General features: G+C 43.6%; 19 protein-coding genes. 13 read left to right on the top strand and 6 right to left on the bottom strand.

Going from position 1 to position 19,029, the window contains the following annotated elements:
• Positions 1-29 precede the first annotated feature (29 nt).
• From ACI882_RS12820 to ACI882_RS12835, 4 genes are all read left to right on the top strand, one after another.
• Positions 30-1,337, top strand: a complete 1,308-nt coding sequence (locus ACI882_RS12820; protein ID WP_411745229.1) for a S41 family peptidase — start codon at positions 30-32, stop codon at positions 1,335-1,337.
• Positions 1,324-2,094 carry a divergent polysaccharide deacetylase family protein gene (locus tag ACI882_RS12825; RefSeq protein WP_411745230.1) on the top strand — a complete coding sequence of 257 codons (771 nt, stop codon included), beginning with the start codon at positions 1,324-1,326 and terminating at the stop codon, positions 2,092-2,094. The genes ACI882_RS12820 and ACI882_RS12825 overlap by 14 nt, the downstream gene beginning before the upstream one ends.
• Positions 2,095-2,198: 104 nt before the next feature.
• The gene (locus ACI882_RS12830) at positions 2,199-2,819 is read left to right on the top strand and encodes a DUF2799 domain-containing protein (RefSeq protein WP_411745231.1); all 621 of its coding nucleotides are present in this window, start codon (positions 2,199-2,201) and stop codon (positions 2,817-2,819) included.
• Positions 2,806-3,576: a TatD family hydrolase gene (locus tag ACI882_RS12835; protein WP_411745232.1), complete on the top strand. Its 771-nt coding sequence runs from the start codon at positions 2,806-2,808 to the stop codon at positions 3,574-3,576. The genes ACI882_RS12830 and ACI882_RS12835 overlap by 14 nt, the downstream gene beginning before the upstream one ends.
• Positions 3,577-3,578: 2 nt before the next feature.
• Here ACI882_RS12835 and ACI882_RS12840 read toward each other — a convergent pair whose 3' ends face one another.
• The gene (locus tag ACI882_RS12840; RefSeq protein WP_411746561.1) at positions 3,579-5,072 is read right to left on the bottom strand and encodes a hypothetical protein; all 1,494 of its coding nucleotides are present in this window, start codon (positions 5,070-5,072) and stop codon (positions 3,579-3,581) included.
• Positions 5,073-5,174: 102 nt separating this feature from the next.
• On the opposite strand from ACI882_RS12840, the gene ACI882_RS12845 reads away from it, so the two are divergent.
• Positions 5,175-5,627: a GNAT family N-acetyltransferase gene (locus ACI882_RS12845; protein ID WP_411746560.1), complete on the top strand. Its 453-nt coding sequence runs from the start codon at positions 5,175-5,177 to the stop codon at positions 5,625-5,627.
• Between the two features lie 251 nt (positions 5,628-5,878).
• Here the strand turns inward: ACI882_RS12845 and ACI882_RS12850 are convergent, their stop codons facing one another.
• A complete protein-coding gene (locus ACI882_RS12850) occupies positions 5,879-6,739 on the bottom strand; it encodes an ion transporter (RefSeq protein ID WP_411745143.1) in 861 nt (286 codons plus the stop codon).
• A complete protein-coding gene (locus ACI882_RS12855) occupies positions 6,739-7,803 on the bottom strand; it encodes a BamA/TamA family outer membrane protein (protein ID WP_411745142.1) in 1,065 nt (354 codons plus the stop codon). Before ACI882_RS12855 ends, ACI882_RS12850 begins: the two co-directional genes overlap by 1 nt.
• A 124-nt stretch (positions 7,804-7,927) precedes the next feature.
• On the opposite strand from ACI882_RS12855, the gene ACI882_RS12860 reads away from it, so the two are divergent.
• Both ACI882_RS12860 and ACI882_RS12865 read left to right on the top strand, forming a co-directional pair.
• On the top strand, positions 7,928-8,524 hold the full coding sequence (locus ACI882_RS12860) for a GDSL-type esterase/lipase family protein (protein WP_411745141.1): 597 nt from the start codon (positions 7,928-7,930) through the stop codon (positions 8,522-8,524).
• Positions 8,524-9,132 (top strand): IMPACT family protein, encoded by a 609-nt coding sequence (locus tag ACI882_RS12865; RefSeq protein WP_411745140.1) that lies wholly within the window; start codon positions 8,524-8,526, stop codon positions 9,130-9,132. The genes ACI882_RS12860 and ACI882_RS12865 overlap by 1 nt, the downstream gene beginning before the upstream one ends.
• A 170-nt stretch (positions 9,133-9,302) precedes the next feature.
• On the opposite strand, the gene ACI882_RS12870 is transcribed toward ACI882_RS12865, so the two are convergent.
• Both ACI882_RS12870 and ACI882_RS12875 read right to left on the bottom strand, forming a co-directional pair.
• Positions 9,303-9,941 (bottom strand): lysophospholipid acyltransferase family protein, encoded by a 639-nt coding sequence (locus ACI882_RS12870; protein ID WP_411745139.1) that lies wholly within the window; start codon positions 9,939-9,941, stop codon positions 9,303-9,305.
• A gap of 206 nt (positions 9,942-10,147) precedes the next feature.
• The gene (locus tag ACI882_RS12875; RefSeq protein WP_411745138.1) at positions 10,148-10,918 is read right to left on the bottom strand and encodes a hypothetical protein; all 771 of its coding nucleotides are present in this window, start codon (positions 10,916-10,918) and stop codon (positions 10,148-10,150) included.
• 180 nt (positions 10,919-11,098) lie between these two features.
• Between ACI882_RS12875 and ACI882_RS12880 the strand changes: the two genes are divergently transcribed.
• From ACI882_RS12880 to ACI882_RS12895, 4 genes are all read left to right on the top strand, one after another.
• Complete coding sequence (locus tag ACI882_RS12880; protein ID WP_411745137.1) at positions 11,099-12,757, top strand: FAD-dependent oxidoreductase; 1,659 nt, start codon at positions 11,099-11,101, stop codon at positions 12,755-12,757.
• 39 nt (positions 12,758-12,796) lie between these two features.
• Positions 12,797-13,156: a thioredoxin gene (gene trxA, locus ACI882_RS12885; RefSeq protein ID WP_411745136.1), complete on the top strand. Its 360-nt coding sequence runs from the start codon at positions 12,797-12,799 to the stop codon at positions 13,154-13,156.
• A gap of 483 nt (positions 13,157-13,639) precedes the next feature.
• Complete coding sequence (locus ACI882_RS12890; protein WP_411745135.1) at positions 13,640-15,376, top strand: ABC-F family ATP-binding cassette domain-containing protein; 1,737 nt, start codon at positions 13,640-13,642, stop codon at positions 15,374-15,376.
• Positions 15,373-15,867 carry a YgjP-like metallopeptidase domain-containing protein gene (locus tag ACI882_RS12895; protein ID WP_411745134.1) on the top strand — a complete coding sequence of 165 codons (495 nt, stop codon included), beginning with the start codon at positions 15,373-15,375 and terminating at the stop codon, positions 15,865-15,867. The genes ACI882_RS12890 and ACI882_RS12895 overlap by 4 nt, the downstream gene beginning before the upstream one ends.
• 154 nt (positions 15,868-16,021) lie before the next feature.
• On the opposite strand, the gene queG is transcribed toward ACI882_RS12895, so the two are convergent.
• Positions 16,022-17,131 (bottom strand): tRNA epoxyqueuosine(34) reductase QueG, encoded by a 1,110-nt coding sequence (queG, locus tag ACI882_RS12900; protein ID WP_411746559.1) that lies wholly within the window; start codon positions 17,129-17,131, stop codon positions 16,022-16,024.
• Between the two features lie 82 nt (positions 17,132-17,213).
• Here queG and tsaE point away from each other — a divergent pair, with 82 nt between their 5' ends.
• Positions 17,214-17,675, top strand: a complete 462-nt coding sequence (gene tsaE / locus ACI882_RS12905) for a tRNA (adenosine(37)-N6)-threonylcarbamoyltransferase complex ATPase subunit type 1 TsaE (RefSeq protein WP_411745834.1) — start codon at positions 17,214-17,216, stop codon at positions 17,673-17,675.
• The gene (locus tag ACI882_RS12910; protein WP_411745833.1) at positions 17,675-19,024 is read left to right on the top strand and encodes an N-acetylmuramoyl-L-alanine amidase; all 1,350 of its coding nucleotides are present in this window, start codon (positions 17,675-17,677) and stop codon (positions 19,022-19,024) included. Before tsaE ends, ACI882_RS12910 begins: the two co-directional genes overlap by 1 nt.
• Positions 19,025-19,029: the final 5 nt, after the last annotated feature.

The raw sequence follows: 19,029 nt of genomic DNA on the forward strand, positions 1-19,029 counted from the left end.
ACCAAACATCAGATGTTAAAGGAACCGTTATGAGATTAATAAGAAACCCGTGGCTTACCGCAACCACTGCATTGGTCATTGGTATTGCCGTGGGGTTAACCTCACAAGTTCAGGCTGAAAATGAAGCACGTCTGCCTATAGATGAAGTTCGCTTGATGTCACAAATTTTAGAGCGCATCAAACAATCTTACGTTGAAGAAGTAACCGATGAAGAGCTATTTGAATCTGCCATCGAAGGCATGCTGTCTGGTTTAGACCCTCATTCAGATTACTTAACTCCAGATGACTTCAAAGAGCTGCGCGAAAGTACGAGTGGTGAATTCGGTGGCTTAGGGATTGAAATTGTCCTTGATGAAACTGGCTATGTTCGTGTCGTTGCACCTATAGATGATACACCTGCTTATCGTGCTGGCATGCAATCGGGTGACTTAATTACCAAAATTGATGACACTCCAGTAAAAGGCATGACCATTAACGATGCTGTCACCTTGATGCGCGGAAAACCGAAAACCGATATCGTACTAACTATTGCCAGAGACGGCGAAAATGGCCCGATAGAAGTCGAAATTACACGCGACATCATTAAAATTACTTCGGTACGTTCGCGTATGCTTGAAGATGGCTACGGTTATGTTCGTATCTCCCAGTTTCAAGAGCGAACAGGCCCAGATTTTATTACGGCAATAAAGTCTTTGCGTGAAGATGCCGATGGTGACTTGAAAGGCATGGTTCTGGACCTTCGTAATAACCCAGGCGGTGTGTTACAAGCTTCTGTCGATGTAGTCGATGCGTTAATCAGTGAAGGGCTTATTGTTTACACTGAAGGCCGTGCTGCTAACTCAGATAGCCGATTCAATGCACGCAGCAGTGATCCAAGCGAAGGCGTAAATTTGGTTGTTCTTATTAACGGTGGTTCAGCCAGTGCATCTGAAATTGTTGCCGGTGCCGTGCAAGACCATAAGCGTGGCCTAATTATGGGGACACAATCTTTTGGTAAGGGCAGTGTACAAACCATTTTACCTTTAGATAAAGACCATGCCATTAAGCTCACCACTGCTCGCTATTACACGCCAAGTGGCCGTTCAATTCAGGCTCAAGGAATCGTTCCTGATGTGATCGTTAAGCCCGGTAAATTAACTCAGCAAGACGGTGACCCTTATTACAAAGAATCTGATTTAGCCGGCTCGTTGAATAACACTCAAACGACAGACGATGAACAGTCTGAAGCTGAAGCAGATAAAGAAGTTGAAGAAGAAAACCTTGCTGAGCGTGATTACCAGCTTTACCAAGCGCTAACAATGCTTAAGGGTATTGCCTTTTTTAATGCAGCTAAATAAGACAATAACCAAAACAATAGCGGCGTTACTGCTAAGTAGCGCCACTATTGTTTTTGCCAAAGGAAGTATTACCTTAGTTTTGGATGATATTGGCAATCAGTACTCGGCAGGTATTGCCGCTATTGACGCGCCATTTGTGACCACGGTAGCGATTATGCCCGGCCGTCCCTATAGCCAAGAATTAGCTGAATACAGCCATAGCAACGGCATTGAAATTATTGTGCATGCGCCAATGTCGAATACTACCGATTTCCCGCTAGGCGCATTTGGATTAGACAAACGTGACGGTCGCGAGAAACTAGAGCAAAACCTAGTGTCCGCAATTGAGGGTGTACCGTATGCTATCGGCTTGTCGAATCACATGGGCAGTCGCTTAACGCAAGACCGACAAGCCATGCATTGGGTGATGGCTATCTTAAAACCCTATCAATTTTATTTTTTTGATAGCCAAACGGTCTCAAGCACCATTGCATGGCAAGTCGCAGATGCACATGAAATTCCCTGGGCTAGGCGGCAAGTATTTTTGGACCACCAAAAAGACAGCGATTTTCTAAATAGACAATGGCAACAAGCCGTCAAAAAAGCTCGGCAAGGCGAAGATGTTCGGGTCATCTGCCATCCTTACCCTGAAACGGTAGCGTTCCTGAATCAACTCGACCCTTTGGATTACGTTGATATTGCCTTTTTGCCCCTTTCGGGAAAGTTGCATTACCCCATATTTGACCGAATTGATCGAAATATACCCAAAGGCACCTAAATTTAGGCCAATTTTGTTCGAATTGGTCTAAATTAAGTTGTGGTTCAGGTAAAATCTGCGAAACTTTTACAAATGAAAATAATTAAATGAATCGGGAGATCAGAATGAGTCGCATCGCAATTGTGTTTATCGCATCGATGCTCGTATTATCGGGGTGTGCAACCTTAAGTGAAGACGAGTGTTTAACCGCAGATTGGTACCAAATTGGCTATGAAGATGGTGCGCGGGGGTACCCTGATACCAGAATTGGATCTCATCGTGAAGCCTGTGCGAAGCACGGTGTAGCGCCACGCTTCCGAGATTACCAAGACGGTCATGATGAAGGCGTGTTGTCATTCTGTACGCAACGTAATGGTTTCGTGCAAGGCCAAAAAGGCTACCAATATACAGGTATTTGCCCACCATCAATTGAAGGTGATTTCTTAGATGCTTACCAAGCAGGTCGCGAAATATACTCAGTACGCAGTGCAGTGAGTAATTTGCAAAATGAGCAACGCAGTAACGAAAATAAAATTAGTTCGCTTAAACAAGGGTTAATTGATGCAGAAGCGTTAATGTTTGCCGCCACAACGCCAGAAGAAGAGCGCCGAAATATTTATAACAGTATTGGGCAAATGCAAGAAGACTTAGGTGCGACAGAGCAACGCAACAAGCAGCTGATTGTAGAAATAGCACAAGCACAGGCCAAACTTCGTATACTCGAAGAAAAGTATGCCTACTACTGAGGCTAAAAAAGGCAGTGGCTGGATTGATAGCCACTGTCATCTCGACGAAGTTGAGCATTTAACCGAGCGCTTGGCAGAAGCCGCAAAGCAACAAATAAATACTTTTATAATCCCCGGAACAGCGCCAGCGCAATGGCAAAAAGCGTTAGCATTAAATTCGCCTCATATACACCTGACGGCCGGCACACATCCTTGGTATGTCTCTAATCCAACAGAAGAACTAAAAGCCTTAGAGCAATGGCTTGAAGGTCAAACGGTAATTGCTGTGGGAGAAATAGGCTTAGATTACTACCAAGGTAAGCAGCCAAGACCTGAGCAAGCGTTACAGCTCGAAACCTTTGAAGGGCAGCTCGCACTCGCCAAACAATATGATCTTCCGGTAATTTTGCACTGCGTTAAAGCGCACAACGATGTGCTTCGCTTGTTAAAGAAAAATAATGTCACTAAGGGAGTCGTACATGCGTTTTCAGGCAGTATTGAATTAGCGCAAAACTATGTCGATCAAGGTTTCCATATTGGTGTTGGGCCAATGATTTTAAAATCACCCAAAACACTTAATGCCGTGAGCCAGATTCCACTTGAGCGCATATTGCTAGAAACCGACGCACCGTTCATGGCAACCCAGCCATTAAATGCAGCAAACCCATTGTTAGATTTATTACGAGTCGCTGAAAAACTAGCCGAACAAACATCACTGTCAATAGGTGAGATCCAAACGCAAACTCGAATAAACACACAACAGTTGTTTGGTATTTGATGTTAGAAGTTGTCAAATTCCAAATGATCTAAAATGCCATCGAGCATCAACAGTTTGTTATTTTCTTCTGCGGCCAAAATTTCATCAATCAAATCTTGGTGAGCGCTTAAACTTTGCTCAGAATGCTGAGTGTCGACTAGCTCACCTTCACTAAATGTCTTCTCTGTGTGGCTTTTGTGAGCATTCTTAGTAATAGAAGCTTGAGTAAGTTCGCCAAGGCTGTTGGTGCTCAGAGTGCTAAGCCGGCTTTGTTGTTCTGTGCCATTGACACGAATATAATTGCCGTATTCAAAATCAGGGCGTTCCAAATGCGGCAGTGCTTTAAAGTACTCATAGGTTAAATCAAATTCATAATTCTGACGGACGTTAAGCTCTAAGTTTTCTTGGCTAATATAAGTTCTTTGCTGAACTTCTAAATTAACTGAGCTACCATTTTGGTAGTCTATTTTAAAATCAGGTAAACCAGAAGTAACACTCTGGCCCAACCGAGTAGCCGTATCTGTGTTATTAGTTTCCGGTACATTACTAAAAATGGCCTTAGTCGCCTCAATAAGAGCAGCCCCTTTACCGCTATATTGCCGAGCATCGCTTAAGCCATTTTCGAGTGACTTAACAAGTTCTTTAAGTGCTTGAGACTGCCCAGATTTACCCGCAATTAAATCACTGAAATCTAGGCTAATGTTGAGCTTTTGAGTACCGGCTTTAAAATCAATTGACCGTTCAGAGCTGGTGTTAGTCATTTTTAATGAAAACGACTGATTTGAGGAAGGGCCATTTTTAATGCTGAAATCGACTTTAGATATTTGATCACTTGAAAAAATATTGACGTTAGAAAAATCAAACTCGGCATCACCAGACATAAGTTGTTTATCTAGCGCAGCAGAAAACTCGGCAATGGCTTTCTTTTCAGCCCGGTTTAGATCGCCATCAACCGACATATCAATAGTTATATTTTTAGAGCTGTAACTCCCAGCGTTATCACTAAGCTGCCCACGGGTGTAATCTAAGTGGATATTAAAGGTCAGCTTATCGCCTTCTTTGGTTTCAATGGTTAAGGCAGTAGAAACATCCTTGGTTCGCGATTCTTGAATACGCTCCGTATGCTTAGCAGGATTAAAGTCTTTTATCCGAGTTTGAAAAAGCGTCTTTGACGAGGTTTGGCTAATGCTTGACTGGTTTGCATTCAAAGCCTCCGTCATCTGCCCATAAAGCCCTGAAACCGCGGCATAGCCACTTTGAAACCGATTTGAAAGCTTACTAGCCAGTTTAGAGTTAAGGATAGAATCCTCAGGGTGTTCGATAGTAGAGATCGTTTTAAACTCAGTGTAGAGTTCAATATTACTGTAACCTACAGGCGCAGGGGCTTGAACAACCGTGATCGACTGCTGATTGACTGACTTAAGTGGTGACGACATGGCAGGCAGCAACTCAGTCTCAGACCGCAGTGGTGTTACAGCAGCAATGGGCAAATTTGATGGTTGAACTGAAATAGCCACTTTCCAATGCTCCTCTATCAGGAATAGGTTAGTGTCGTTATCGGCTGCTAGGTCACAATCTTTAGCTGAACTGTGTAATTAAAAAAATCCTTAAGGAAAAATATGATCGAACCTTTTAAACCTGAGCATAGGGCTCGTTGCTATGAGATTTTTAATGAGCTTGATGGGTGGTTTGGCAGTGAAGAAATCAATTCAGATTATGCCAAGCAGCTAAGTGAAAAAAGTGCATTTGTTGCTTTAGTAAACGGACGCGTGGAAGGTGTTATATCCATCGAGTGGCACTTTGGAACTACGGCAGAAATATATTCCATGGCCACAAGCCTTGCCCTTCATCGTAAGGGTATAGGCAAGCGACTTATGCTAGCAGCAGAAAAGCTCGCTAGAGATAAAAGCTATGAATTTCTTCATGTTAAAACCTTAGGTGACGAAGTGCCGCATCCAGGCTACAAAAATACAAGAGAGTTCTACGAAAACTACGGATTCAAGAGATTATTTCAAACCAAGGATTTGTGGGACGGTTTGCCAACTATGCTTTATGTAAAAATAATAAAATAATTGTCAAAGTAAGCTCATGCTCACATGCAGGAAGAACTTGGAACATGGATTTAATATTAGTAGCGCATCACAGTTACAAATAAGCTGAGGTACTGTAAAACTAGGACGTTCATTGGCATGGATGCCAATGACGAGCCCCCATGGACGGGTTTACGGCGTTCCTAGTTTTACAGTACCTTAGCGTAGCCACCACCCTGGCAAGAATGAAGAGCTCAACTAGTTGGTTGTTATAGAGCTTAAGTCACTGCAAACTACTCAGGCAACTTTTCTCCACAAAACCGACAATAATCTGATTCAACTTCATGGCCATTTTTACCGCAGCCAATACAACCTCGCACATCGCGTTTGCGAACAATCGCTTTTGAAAGCTCGGCGGTGTAAATGCCGGTGGGTACAGCAATAACGGCATAGCCAATGATCATCATCATAGAGGCAATCATTTGGCCGAAGGCGGTGGTTGGGGTGAGGTCACCATAGCCTACTGTAGTCATGGTAACGATGGCCCAATAGATACTGCGCGGTATGGAGGTAAAGCCATTGTCGGAGCCTTCAATAAGGTACATAAAGCAGCCGAACACCACGACTAGAGTACAAATAAAGTACAAAAAGACGATGATTTTCCGACGGCCAGTGACCATTGCTTCAGCCAGGGTTTCAGCTTCACGAATGTAGTTGAACAGTTTTAAAATTCTGAACACGCGTAAGATTCTGAATATACGGATGACCAGCAAAGAGTTTGCGCCAGGAATAAATAGCGACAAATAGGTCGGGATAATTGATAGCAGGTCAATGAGCCCGTAAAAGCTAAAAATATACTTAAAGGGGTGTCGTACACAAGCAAGTCGTAGACCATACTCAATAGTGAAAGCCAGTGTGAATATCCACTCTATAATGTACAGGCTTCTGCCGAAAGGGGTATCAAGAGAAACAATACTTTCGAGAATAACCGCTAGCACACTGAGTAAAATGGCGATAATTAGAATAATATCAAAGGCTTTACCTAAACGAGATTCTGCGCCAAAAATAATATCGTTTAGGTTTATACGCCATTGGGCCATCGGCTCACTATCAGTTTTTAAAACATGAAACTTATTTGTGCGCGACTGATTCATTAAAAGGCTTCACCGACTGTAATGGCAAAGCTAACAGAATCTAAGTCAACATAGCCAAGGTCAAAGCGAATATTGAAGCGATCAGGGGTCATGGCAAATCTCACACCTGCACCAATACTGTAATGAAATTCAGTGAGCGAGAAGTCACCTATGGCTGGAGAAACTTGAAAGGTATCTAAAAATCCAACAGCTGCCCACTTGCTGGATAGCGTTTTACGATACTCGGTTTGAATGCCAATACTGGTGTTGTCGATCCAACGATTACCATTGGCGCCGCGTAAGGTGCCATCACCCGAAGGGCGAGGTAAATGGGTAAACGGTGTATCATCGCTGGCTAGAGTAAACTGTCCGCTAACAGCAAGCACATCATCTGCAATGGCTAAGTATTGAGCCGCTTCTAAGTTCAATAATGAAAAGTCCTTATCACTTCCCAAGCTTGAGGTATAAATATCCCATTCCAAGCTGGCAAGTTGACCTTGAGTCGGCCAATCAATGTTGTCGCGTTGGTCGAAAATGAATTCCGCTCCGACACCATTGTATAAACCGCCATTTAAACCAATAACCGAGTTGGTTAACAGAGTGCTTTCGGTGCCTTCTGGGTCGGTTATATCTTCAATCTCGTGGTTTTCGGCCCGAGCACTAATGCCAATACGGATGCTAGGAGTGAACAGATAGTTGGCCGTAACAGAGCCTTCTACAGTGGTGTTGGCGTACTGATCAGATTCATCCCCGGTATTATTGCCTTGACCAAAGTAACCACTAGGCCAGTAACGGCCGCCAACCTTACCTTTAATGTTCCAATTACCTTGATCGACAAAAAAGTTTGGCCACAAATAGGCTTGGAATTGCCCTTCGGTGGTTCCTTGCAGCAGTACTTCTAAGCGATTTTGAGGTTGCTCGGGTGCAGATTGAGCAAAAATACGCATGACGTAAGCGCCATACTGAAACCCTGTCTCTGGACTTGACCCTACCGCAGGTAAAGGTACCCATGCCGCTGGTTTCAGTGGTTCTGCAGTGGTGACGGTTGCTGCAAGCAGACATGGGATCAATAAACTGGCTTTCATAGGAAGTCTCTTATATTTGTTTTATTGGGTAACTATCGTAATTGCGCATTCTATTGTCAATGCTGGTGTATTAATGAAGCAATCAAGGCTACAATTTTTCTAATCGACAATTATGTGAATTTTCATGGAAAACGAAACAGAAATAAATATCTGCGCTTTAGGAGATGGTTTTGTAAAAGGGGTTGGTGATGCCCATAACTTAGGGTGGGCCGGTAGACTCATAGCCGAGGTGACCTTAGAGCATGGCTTGGTGAATTATTACAATTTAGGTATTCCTGGTGAAACCTCGTTAGAAGTCAGTAAACGAATTAAAGAATTGGTGCCTAGAATGACCAAAGGAGCAGATAATCGACTCATTCTCTCTTTTGGAGTAGAAGACACCGTACAGGTCGATAATAAAACGGTTGTGTCAAATCAAGAGTCAATCGAGGCGCTCACACAGCTTATATCCCAAACACGGCGACATTTTAAAATCATGGTTGTAGGGTTGGCGCCTGTTTATGATCCTCAGCGTAATAACCGAATTAGACGCCTCAATAGCTTATTCCGTGAGTTGTGCTCTAAAAACAGAATCCCGTTTGTAGATATATATACCTCTTTGTCTGAGAACGTTGAATATAAACGAGCCTTGGCAAAGGGCGACAAGATTCACCCGCAAGACAGCGGTTATGAAAAAATCTACGACTTAATTTCTAACGACCGGGCTTGGTGGTTTAGTTAATGGCATCTACCTTAGCAGCACCGGTCTTTTATGAATTAGAAATAAAAAAGAGCCGGTTTTTGGCTTGGTTAGAGCCCGTGGCTACGCAAGCCCAAGCCAAACAAAGAATCCAAGAGATACGATCCCAATATGCAGACGCTCGACACGTTTGCTTTGCTTATTACGTTCAAGGGTCCAGTGGACTAAGTGACGACGGTGAGCCCTCAGGTACCGCAGCCAAACCCATGTTCAATGTAATTGCCCACAATGATTTAATTAATGTAATTGCTATAGTTGTCCGTTATTTTGGTGGCATTAAATTAGGGGCGGGTGGTTTAGCACGCGCATACGGTGGCGCAGTTTCTCAAGCGATGAGCTTAGCTGAGATTGTAGTGGTAGAGCGTGAACTTTGCTTTGACTTGAGTTTTGATTTTTCTCTAGAAAGCCAAGTTCGGCATGTACTAGCACCCTTTAACATTGAACTAGAAAACATAGAATACACCGACAAAGTCACCGCCAGTTTGACGGTGGTAGAATCAATAGCAGCACAATTAAGCCAAGACATCGCAGCAATAGCCCCCGGTAATCCGCTGTTTGAAATTAAGCTGCGCAAAGAGCCAGAAGTTTAAAAGCTGAATAGATAACACAATTCTAAAACTGAGTTGAGGCACTGTAAAAATCGGGTGTTCATTGGCATGGATGCCAATGACAAGCCCCCATGGATGGGTTCATGGCGTCCCTATTTTTACAGTGCCTCAGCTCTGACCGCCACCGTTCATAAGTGAGCAGCTTCGACCTACTATGTGTTTGACGACAATGCCCGTTCAGGTAAGGAGTCTTTAAAGCCAATGCCTCGATGTGTGTGTGGCAACTCTAATGCATCGGCAATAGAGTGCATGCAGGTATCGGCTAAGGTTTTTCTGTCTAACTCGGCGCTTTGAATGGTCGGTAGCAACTGTACTTTTACATCGGTTCGCCAACGTCCTAATACGCGCCATAGGTTGGCGGGTAAAGATTCATCCCCAAAGCCAATCTCTAGTGATTTTTGATGCTTCAATTTGTACTCAATGGCAACCGGCATAACCGGTACTTTGCCGTCTATGGCGGCGGCAAATAATCTTGGGTGAAATTGACGAACAGAATAGCCATCGCCTGTGGTGGCTTCAGGGAAAAAGTTTAAGCAGTGATTTTTGTCTAAATATTGTTGCATTAATTTTCTAACTTGCTCTATCTGGCCACTGCCTCGCTGAATAAACAAAGTGCCTGCATGTGTAGCGAGCCAACCAAGAATCGGGATTTTTTTGACTTCATCTTTTGATAAAAAATAACAGGGCAGTACACTGCCTAATACAGGAATGTCGAGCCAACTCACATGGTTGCTCGCGATCAACATCCCCGCAGGTTTGTAGTCGCCAACACGCTCCACACGAATATTCATTACCATTAGCATCAGTGAATACCAAAGCTGGGCCACCTTTTGTATCGCTAATGGACGTTTGAATAGAGTGTCTACAATTGTTGCTATTACAATAAATAACACGCCAAGTAACAACAATAAAAAGAGGTTGAAAATTCTGATGATTTTAACGAACAGCATAGGTGACAGGGGTCTCTGATTTGAAGCCGTAATAATGAGCGATCTAATTAAAAATTGATACCTAGGCCGATAGCTAAAGGTAAGCTCCATTTGGCTGAGACTATATCATTGTCGAAACCTACTTCGGTTTCAGCGTTATGCAAAGTTAACGTAGGGGCTAAATGCGACTCTACTGTAACAGTACCTAAGTCTATTTGAATACCGACAGGTACTGCGAGGAAAAATGTACCGATACCGTCACCTCTGACTTCTCTACCCGCTACGTTCAACGGCGAAGCAAAAGCAAATGAAGCCACCCCAGTGCCCATGCGGCCACCCAATTCAAATGCAACGTCATTGAATTGTTTAATGGCGCTGATGTCTCCACTTATTTCAAATATATGCAAATCGCGTAAACCTTCACTGTGTGGAGAGGTAAACACAGCGGGAGAGTAACCAAGGCTGAAACGGTACTGAATTTGGTTGTCTTTCCCGGCAAGGCTTAATTTCATCCCTGGCAACTGTGTATAGCCTTGGCGGTGAAAACTAGTCGTTTGTGTTCGGTATAGCGAAACACGGGAGTCTAAGCTGGTTAGGTTTAGGTCATCATCAAAGTAGAAAGGGTCAGAAACGACGGCAATATTGGCTTGAATATGACTGTTTGAATAAAAGCCGGAATAAGAGGGTGAAGAAATGATTGAGTTATCAGTTTGCGAGGTGCTGGCAGCAGCTTTCGCGGCTTCAGATAATGGCGTACTTATATTGTGCTTTTGCTGTGAGCTACACCCTAAAAGTAGCATTATTATGAATGAGCATAGAAATTGAGCGAATTTAGCCATGACGTCAGCGCTGTTATTAGGTGAATAGAGTGTATAGAAGGTTAGGGTAATTGACTAAAGCCAATAGTCATGACTATTGTTTTCTTTAAATGCGCAGTCTGTTGATTTAAGTCAGTACAGTCTTGTGATAATATAAGATGATGCTAATATATAATATTCTTTCTTTTTGGAGCTTTATTTATGTCTCATAAAATTGTCATTGTTGGTGGTGTTGCCGGTGGGGCCTCTGCAGCAGCTAGAGCCCGTCGCCTAAACGAACAGGCAGAGATTATCGTTTTTGAACGCGATAGTTTTATTTCATTTGCGAACTGTGGATTGCCTTACCATATCGGAGGCGAAATTGAAGAGCGTTCTGCGTTATTGGTGCAAACTCCGGAATCGATGAAAGCACGATTTGACCTTGATATTCGTATTAAAACCGAGGTTATTGGCGTAGATGCCGCAGCGAAAATGGTGACTGTTAAGAATTTAGACACCCAAGAGACTTATAGCGAATCCTATGATGATTTAGTGCTCTCTCCTGGGGCAACTCCAATTATCCCGCCAACGCCGGGTTTTGATCTTCCCTCCGTATTTACTTTGCGTAATATCCCAGATATGGACCGTATTTTACAAAAAATCAATTTAGAAGCCCCGCGCACGGCTGTTGTGATTGGTGGTGGTTACATTGGAATCGAAATGGCAGAAGCGCTTATTCACCGTGGAATTGAAACCACGATGGTCGAATTGGCGAATCAAATTATGCCGCCAATGGATCCGGAAATGGCTGTGCCATTGCATCAAGAAATGCGTCGCAATGGCGTAGATTTGCAGTTGAGTGATGCCGTTGAAAAAGTGACCGAAACGGATGGGCGTCTGACACTAGACATGCGATCAGGTAAGAAATTTGAAACTGATTTAGTCATACTGGCCATCGGTGTTCGTCCAGAGAACTCGCTAGCCAAGCTTGCTGGGCTGGCACTGGGTGAAAAAGGCGGCATTCAAGTTGATAGTCAAATGCGCACCAGTGTGCCAAATATATACGCTGTCGGTGATGCTATCGAAGTTAAAGACTTTGTGACTGGGCTTGCTGCGCAAATACCATTAGCTGGACCAGCGAACCGTCAAGGTCGAATTGCGGCAGATAATATTTTTGGTCGGGCTTCAGAATATAAAGACACGCTGGGTACGGGTATTTGTAAAGTGTTCGATTTATCGGCTGCTTCCACCGGCGCAAGTGAAAAGCTGTTAACGTTTAAAGGGATACCCTACGAAAAGGTATATGTTCATGCGGCCGACCATGCGGGTTATTACCCTGGCGCAACGCAGATTAATTTCAAGTTGATCTTCGACCCAACCAGTGGAAAAATTCTAGGCGCACAAGCAGTTGGTAAAAAAGGCGCTGACAAGCGTATTGATATAATAGCCACAGCTATTCGAGCAGGAATGACCGTGTGGGATTTGGAGGAGTTCGAACTGTGCTACGCACCGCCATTTGGTTCTGCAAAAGATGTAATCAACCAAGCGGGCTTTGTTGCCAGTAACGTAATTCGTGGTGATCACGAAATATGCCATAGCGCTGACATTGATGCGTTTGGAGATGACGTGATGCTTATTGATGTTCGTAACCCAACAGAAATAGGGACTTTAGGGACAATTGATGAAGCGCATAACATACCGGTGAATAACCTACGTGAAAACTTAGGTAGGCTGCCGAAAGACAAAACCTTAGTCGTTTTCTGTGCCGTTGGGTTACGTGGCTATGTCGCTTATCGCATGTTGATCCAGCATGGTTTCAAAGTTAAAAACTTAACCGGTGGTTTTACCACTTATCAAATGGTTAAGCGCATCGGGAAATAGATATTGATATAAAAATTCTAGAATTAAATGAGGACTAAAATGGCTACTGTCACTATTACTAAAGATACATTTGAATCAACATTAAAAGAAAATAATATTGTCATTCTCGATTTTTGGGCCAGTTGGTGTGGTCCATGTAAGACCTTTGGACCGATTTTCGAAAGCGCTAGTGAGAGTCACAGCGACGTTGTTTTTGCAAAAATCGATACTGAAGCAGAGCAAGAGCTTGCCGGATCATTAGGTATTCGCTCAATCCCCACTATCATGATTTTCCGTGAAGGTGTTATGTTGTTTAACCAAGCGGGCGTGCTACCTGAGGCGGGTATTACTGAGGTGTTAGATCAAGCACGTGCGCTTGATATGGACAAAGTGCGTGCCGATATCGCAGCGCAAGCATAGTTCATTTTTAAGTCGGTGACGGGCAATTACCTAGGCCCTTGCCGACTTGCCCGTTGTTGTTTACCTAAAAAGCTTCTAAACTACAGGTTCATTGTTCACCTTTACCTTTAATAAGGTATTCAGAATCATAAGGAGGCTCCATGCAAGCAATTGCAGACACATGTGTATTAGATTACGCATACACTCTTGGAGACCGCACTGCAGCGCTTACGTCGTTTAATTTTTAAACGCACAGATGTGCTGAAAATTCCAAATTACCACCATCAGAATACGTCTGTGCTGAATTCATATTTCAGTATAGGTCATTGCTGCCGTAGAAATTACCCGTTTACTTGGGGACTTGAGCAGAGGTGCTGTAAAACTAGGGACGCCGTGAACCCTTCCATGGGGGCTTGTCATTGGCATCCATGCCAATGAGCACTCTATTTTTACAGCACCTCTGCTCAATTGTAGTTATCGCGCAGCAGTGAAAATAGGTTTATCATGTCTTTAATTTCTGTATTACAAGTTTCCTATCAAGCGGGCAGTAAGCCCTTGTTCTCTGATTTATCATGCCATATTGATGCCGGTGACCGGGTTGGTGTGGTTGGCCACAATGGTTGTGGCAAGTCTACTTTACTAAATTTGATTTTGGGTCGTCACAGTGTTGATGATGGGCGCATTCATATTCAACGTGGATTAAAAATAGGTATCGTTGAGCAATTTTTACCTGAACAGCTTCTTGCATTAGCCGTTGTCGATTGTGTTTCAAATGCGTTGCCGGTGGATGAGCGTTTAGCTCAGCAGTATATTGTTGAAGCACTTTTAGTTCGGCTAGGTTTTGCAGAAAGTCTTTGGCAACGACCGATAAAACAACTCAGTGGCGGGCAAAAAAACCTTATTCTCTTTGCTCGAGCCATTGTCCAGGACCCTGAATTATTGCTGCTGGATGAGCCTGGTAACCACATGGACTCCAGAGCCATGTTTTACCTTAAGCAATATCTATCATCGAGTGACGCACCTGGGTTCCTGATGATCTCGCATGATCGAGATTTATTGGACAGTGTAACAACAAAAACCTTTTGGCTGCGTGATCAACGTTTGTATCAGTTTAATTTGCCCTATACCAAAGCAAAGGTTGCTTTAAGTAAGCATGACGAAGATGCACAAAAACGCAGAGAAGCTGAAGAACGTGAAGTTAATAAACTCAAGAAGAGCGCAAAGCGATTAGCCCAATGGGGCAAAGATTACGACAACGAAGATCTAGCCCGCAAAGCTAAAACCATGGAGCGGCGTGTCGAAAAACTAGAGCAAGATTTTACCTTTGTCTCGCAAGGATCGGGCTTATCTTTGAACGTAGATGCAGATTTACTACGCAGCAAACAAGTTTTGATCATGGAAAGCGAGCTGGTTAGAAACCCAGTGGGTATTGAACTGTTTCAAGTGCAAGAAATGGTCATGCGACCAGGTGATCGAATTGTATTGCTCGGTATTAATGGTGCGGGTAAATCTAGTTGCATTGAACATTTAATGCGAGTGTACCGACAGGATGCCGGCGAACAGCAGCATACACGCTTTAATCCGAACGTCAGTATTGGATATTTTGATCAAGAGTTAGCTCAGTTCGAACAACCAATTGGAATAATGGATTGGTGTCGTGAGCAATGCAAAGCGAGCGAAGAAGACATTAAGCAAACGCTCATTCATTGGGGCTTTCCTTTTGCCGAGCATGATAGGCGAGTTAATGTTCTTAGTGGTGGTGAGCGTGCGCGTCTATTGTTACTTACCTTTCAGCTCGATCAGCCGAATGTATTAGTGATGGATGAGCCGACCAACCATATTGACTTGCAAGGCAAAGAGGAATTGGAGGCGAGTTTAGTTGATCAGTCTATAACGCTACTGTTTACTAGTCATGACCAACGTTTCATTGAAACCGTGGCCACTCGATATTGGTGGATACATCAAGGGAAGTTAATTGAAGTATTTGATCTGCAGGATTATTTTTCAAGCCTAAACCCATGCGATGTTACGCTTGAAAATAAGGGTCCGCAGACTTCAATGGAAAAAAATGATGCAGCAGTGCCATTTGAATTCGATGAAGAGAAAATGCTTGAACGAATTATCGAACTAGAAACCTTGCTCGAAGAAGATTGTAGCCGTAAAGAAAAGTTTCAAAAGCCTAAGTTGCAATTACAATGGCAAGAAGAACTGAATGACTTAACTAAAAGGTTAGATGCTTGAAGTATTTGTTACATTATCCAGATGGTGTCCAAGCTCGCATTCGCGAGCTTTTGGAGCAAGATCAGTTAGCGAGTTATTTACGCAGTAAATACCCAATGGTGCATGATTATCCAACAGATAAAGCACTGCGTGGTTATGTAATGGGGTTAAAAAGTCAGTACCTAAAAAAGTCCGATCCCATCAGTAAAATAATATATGACCCAAAAATTCATGTGGTAAAAAATGCTCTGGGTACGCACAGCTATGTATCTCGAGTTCAAGGCGGGAAACTAAAAGCTAAGAATGAAATCCGTATTAGTACATTGTTCAAAAAGGTACCTGAAGCTTTCTTGGCTATGATTACAGTGCACGAATTAGCTCATGTTCGTGAAAAAGAGCATAACAATGCTTTTTACCAACTCTGTAAACACATGCTGCCTGATTATCATCAATTGGAGTTTGATGTGCGAGTTTATCTGACTCAGGTAGAAGAGTTGGGCGAGATTTATTAATGAGCATCCACCTGAAATAGTGGATTGATACGGATTAACCAACGGTTTTATTTTAATAAGGCGTTCGAGCACATCCATGTGTCACTCCGCAGCGAGATTGCTCTCGCTGAGGCTTATTAAAATAAACCCGTTGGCACTCCTTACTACTTATTTTTTATTTCGTGGCAGGCTGGCCTAGATGATTAACTTTTAGCTGACTCAGCGCCCAGTCTATATGTTCATCGACAAGTTCAGAGACTAGCCCTTTTTGTTTCGTGAGTGCATCGGTGACCTGGGTGGATAATTGACCGTTTCCTAAAGCGATGGCGATATTGCGTTGCCATTGTTCATAGCCAATACGACGTATTGCACTGCCTTCTGTTTTTTTCAAAAATACTTCTTCAGTCCATTGGAAGGCTTCAAGTAAATCTAAATCATCTAAATTATGTCGGCTGCCGTAATCTGGCTCTTGGGTTTCGGGTGCTTTGTTATTGTGCGGGCAAACCAGCTGGCAGTCATCGCAGCCGTATATTCGGTTGCCAATTTTTGCGCGTAAGTCCATTGGAATGCTGCCGGCGTATTCAATGGTTAAATAACTGATGCATTTTCGGGCATCTAAAACACCTTCTGAAACAAAGGCATCGGTTGGGCAGTCAACAAGGCACTGGTTGCATGTGCCGCAGTGGTTTTTTGGTAGGGGCGGGTCAAAGGGTAAATCAAGATCGGTCATTAATTCGCCTAAGAAAAACCAACTACCAACACCGGGTACCAATAAAAGCGTATTTTTACCTATCCAGCCGAGACCTGATTGTTCGGCAAGCTGACGTTCCATAACAGGTGCGCTGTCGACAAAAGCTCGATAACCATGCGTGCCGGCAAGCTCTTCAATGGCTTTGCCCAGCAGGGTTAAGCGTTTGCGCATGACCTTGTGGTAATCGCGGCCTAGTGCATAGCGGGCAATGTAGCCCTTGCTTGGGTTGTTGAGTATATCGAAATCATTTTCACAGTTTGGGTGATAGTCCATTCTAACGGTGATGACTGTTTTAGTACCAGGGTGTAATTCACCTGCATCGAACCGCTTATCGATATTACGTTCCATCCAGGCCATGGTGCCGTTGAAGCCTGCGTCTATCCAGCGCTGATAGTTTTCTAAATGTTGATTAGCTTGTGCTGGGCTGAAACGTATATCGGCAAAACCAAGCTGTTCGGACAGTGCTCGAATCTGTTCAGGCAGGGTTAATGCGGAATCTGTTGCAATCATGGCAGTGTTCAGTGAGTCTGACATCGGTAAATTTACTGTGGTTTTATTAAATTAAGGACCACTAATGATACACTGTTGTGCGTTTGACTAGTGAAAAGAGTTTCGTGTGAAGGTATCTATTGAAGAACAAGCTATGGCTGAGTTTGGGCGTGTTATTGGTCAAGCGTGTCAATCGGGCAGTATCGTGTATTTAAATGGCACCTTGGGCATGGGTAAAACCACCCTTAGCCGCTGTGTTGTGCAAGGTTTGGGCTGGCCTAGTTCAGTAAAAAGCCCAACCTATACTCTGGTTGAACCTTATGAGTTGGTAACGACGTTGGTATACCATTTTGATCTCTATCGACTCGCAGACCCCGAAGAGCTTGAGTTTATTGGGATCAGAGATTACGACACTCAGCATGCTATTTGGTTGGTTGAATGGCCAGAAAAGGGAGCGGGTATGCTACCTTGTCCAGATATAGTTTTAACCTTGACTGACGCCAATAATGGCCGTCAAATAGAATTGCAAGGCCATAGTGAACGTGGCGAAGCGCAAATTAATGCGATAAAAAAAGCCTGGGAGGCTTAATGATTCTACGTTTTACTCTGGTGTGCTTGTTGTGTATTTGCAGTGTGTTTGCACAGGCAACAACACTAGACGGCGCTCGCATTTGGCCATCACCCGATGTGACTCGGCTCGTGTTAGATTTATCAGGGCCAGCAGAACACACAATTCTAGTGTTAAAAAACCCTGATCGAATCGTTCTTGATGTTAAATCAACATCACTCAAGGGCTCTATCGAAAATCTTGATTTAACCGATACCGGTGTGCGACTCATACGCAGTGCAAAGCGCAATAACAATGATCTAAGAATTGTGCTTGATATGACGGAGGCCATGTCACCACGAAGCTTTAATTTGCCGCCTAATGACCAATATGGTCATCGTTTGGTTGTTGATTTAGAGCGACCTGTGCTGTCATCGACAGGTGAAAAAGTAGCTCCAACGCCAACCGTGAACCTATCGGTAGAGAAAATGAGCCAACAGCGCCGCGACATTATCGTGGTAATTGATGCCGGCCATGGCGGTGAAGACCCTGGTGCCATTGGGCCAAAGAAAACCAGAGAAAAAGATATTGTCTTGGCCATTAGTAAAGAGATTGCGCAGCAGTTAGAAGCCAGAAGTGGCTATAAGCCGATGCTCGTGCGTGATGGTGATTTTATTGTTGCGTTAAAAAATCGTCGTGATTACGCCCGTAAAAACAATGCCGATATATTTGTGTCTATTCACGCTGATGCCTTTACCAGTTCCCTAGCACAGGGTGCCTCTGTCTATGCATTATCAAATGGGGGTGCTACTTCATCAATGGCGCAATATTTAGCCGACCAAGAAAACGCTGCTGATGTTATTGGTGGCTTAAATGGCGTAAGCCTGGAAGATAAGGACGATATTTTAAAGCAAGTGTTGGTCGACCTTTCAATGACAGCAACGATGCAAAGCAGTTTGAATGTGGGTACGTTAGTACTCGATGAAATTGGCCGGTTTACCAAGTTACATGGCAATAGACGAGCACCAGGGCAAGCTAACTTTGTGGTGTTGCGTGCACCAGATGTACCGTCGATTTTGGTTGAAACAGGTTATATTAGTAATCCAACGGAAGAGGCTAATTTAGGCTCGCCGGCTTATCGAAAAAAAATGGCAACTGCTATTGCGAATGGCATCGTCCGATACTTTGAATCCCAGCCGCCTGAAGGTTCATGGGTGGCTTGGCAACAACAGCAAAAGCAAGCAGTGCGCAAGTATGTAGTTGCCAAAGGCGATACATTATCGGCTATTGCAGTCCGTAATGGTGTTTCATTGCAAGCACTGAAATCGCTAAATAAAATAAATGGCTCAACCATTAAAATAGGGCAAGTACTCGTCTTGCCGCAAAGCTAACAGGG

This window comes from Reinekea sp. (assembly GCF_046710285.1).
In the GTDB taxonomy this organism is placed as follows: Bacteria; Pseudomonadota; Gammaproteobacteria; order Pseudomonadales; family Natronospirillaceae; genus Reinekea.

What these genes read in the sequence shown, in the direction of transcription:
- ACI882_RS12820 (WP_411745229.1), top strand. Translation starts at nt 30, where the DNA reads ATGAGATTAATAAGAAACCCGTGGCTTACCGCAACCACTGCATTGGTC.
- ACI882_RS12825 (WP_411745230.1), top strand. Translation starts at nt 1,324, where the DNA reads ATGCAGCTAAATAAGACAATAACCAAAACAATAGCGGCGTTACTGCTA.
- ACI882_RS12830 (WP_411745231.1), top strand. Translation starts at nt 2,199, where the DNA reads ATGAGTCGCATCGCAATTGTGTTTATCGCATCGATGCTCGTATTATCG.
- ACI882_RS12835 (WP_411745232.1), top strand. Translation starts at nt 2,806, where the DNA reads ATGCCTACTACTGAGGCTAAAAAAGGCAGTGGCTGGATTGATAGCCAC.
- ACI882_RS12845 (WP_411746560.1), top strand. Translation starts at nt 5,175, where the DNA reads ATGATCGAACCTTTTAAACCTGAGCATAGGGCTCGTTGCTATGAGATT.
- ACI882_RS12850 (WP_411745143.1), bottom strand. Translation starts at nt 6,739, where the DNA reads ATGAATCAGTCGCGCACAAATAAGTTTCATGTTTTAAAAACTGATAGT.
- ACI882_RS12855 (WP_411745142.1), bottom strand. Translation starts at nt 7,803, where the DNA reads ATGAAAGCCAGTTTATTGATCCCATGTCTGCTTGCAGCAACCGTCACC.
- ACI882_RS12860 (WP_411745141.1), top strand. Translation starts at nt 7,928, where the DNA reads ATGGAAAACGAAACAGAAATAAATATCTGCGCTTTAGGAGATGGTTTT.
- ACI882_RS12865 (WP_411745140.1), top strand. Translation starts at nt 8,524, where the DNA reads ATGGCATCTACCTTAGCAGCACCGGTCTTTTATGAATTAGAAATAAAA.
- ACI882_RS12870 (WP_411745139.1), bottom strand. Translation starts at nt 9,941, where the DNA reads ATGAATATTCGTGTGGAGCGTGTTGGCGACTACAAACCTGCGGGGATG.
- ACI882_RS12875 (WP_411745138.1), bottom strand. Translation starts at nt 10,918, where the DNA reads ATGGCTAAATTCGCTCAATTTCTATGCTCATTCATAATAATGCTACTT.
- ACI882_RS12880 (WP_411745137.1), top strand. Translation starts at nt 11,099, where the DNA reads ATGTCTCATAAAATTGTCATTGTTGGTGGTGTTGCCGGTGGGGCCTCT.
- trxA (WP_411745136.1), top strand. Translation starts at nt 12,797, where the DNA reads ATGGCTACTGTCACTATTACTAAAGATACATTTGAATCAACATTAAAA.
- ACI882_RS12890 (WP_411745135.1), top strand. Translation starts at nt 13,640, where the DNA reads ATGTCTTTAATTTCTGTATTACAAGTTTCCTATCAAGCGGGCAGTAAG.
- queG (WP_411746559.1), bottom strand. Translation starts at nt 17,131, where the DNA reads ATGTCAGACTCACTGAACACTGCCATGATTGCAACAGATTCCGCATTA.
- ACI882_RS12910 (WP_411745833.1), top strand. Translation starts at nt 17,675, where the DNA reads ATGATTCTACGTTTTACTCTGGTGTGCTTGTTGTGTATTTGCAGTGTG.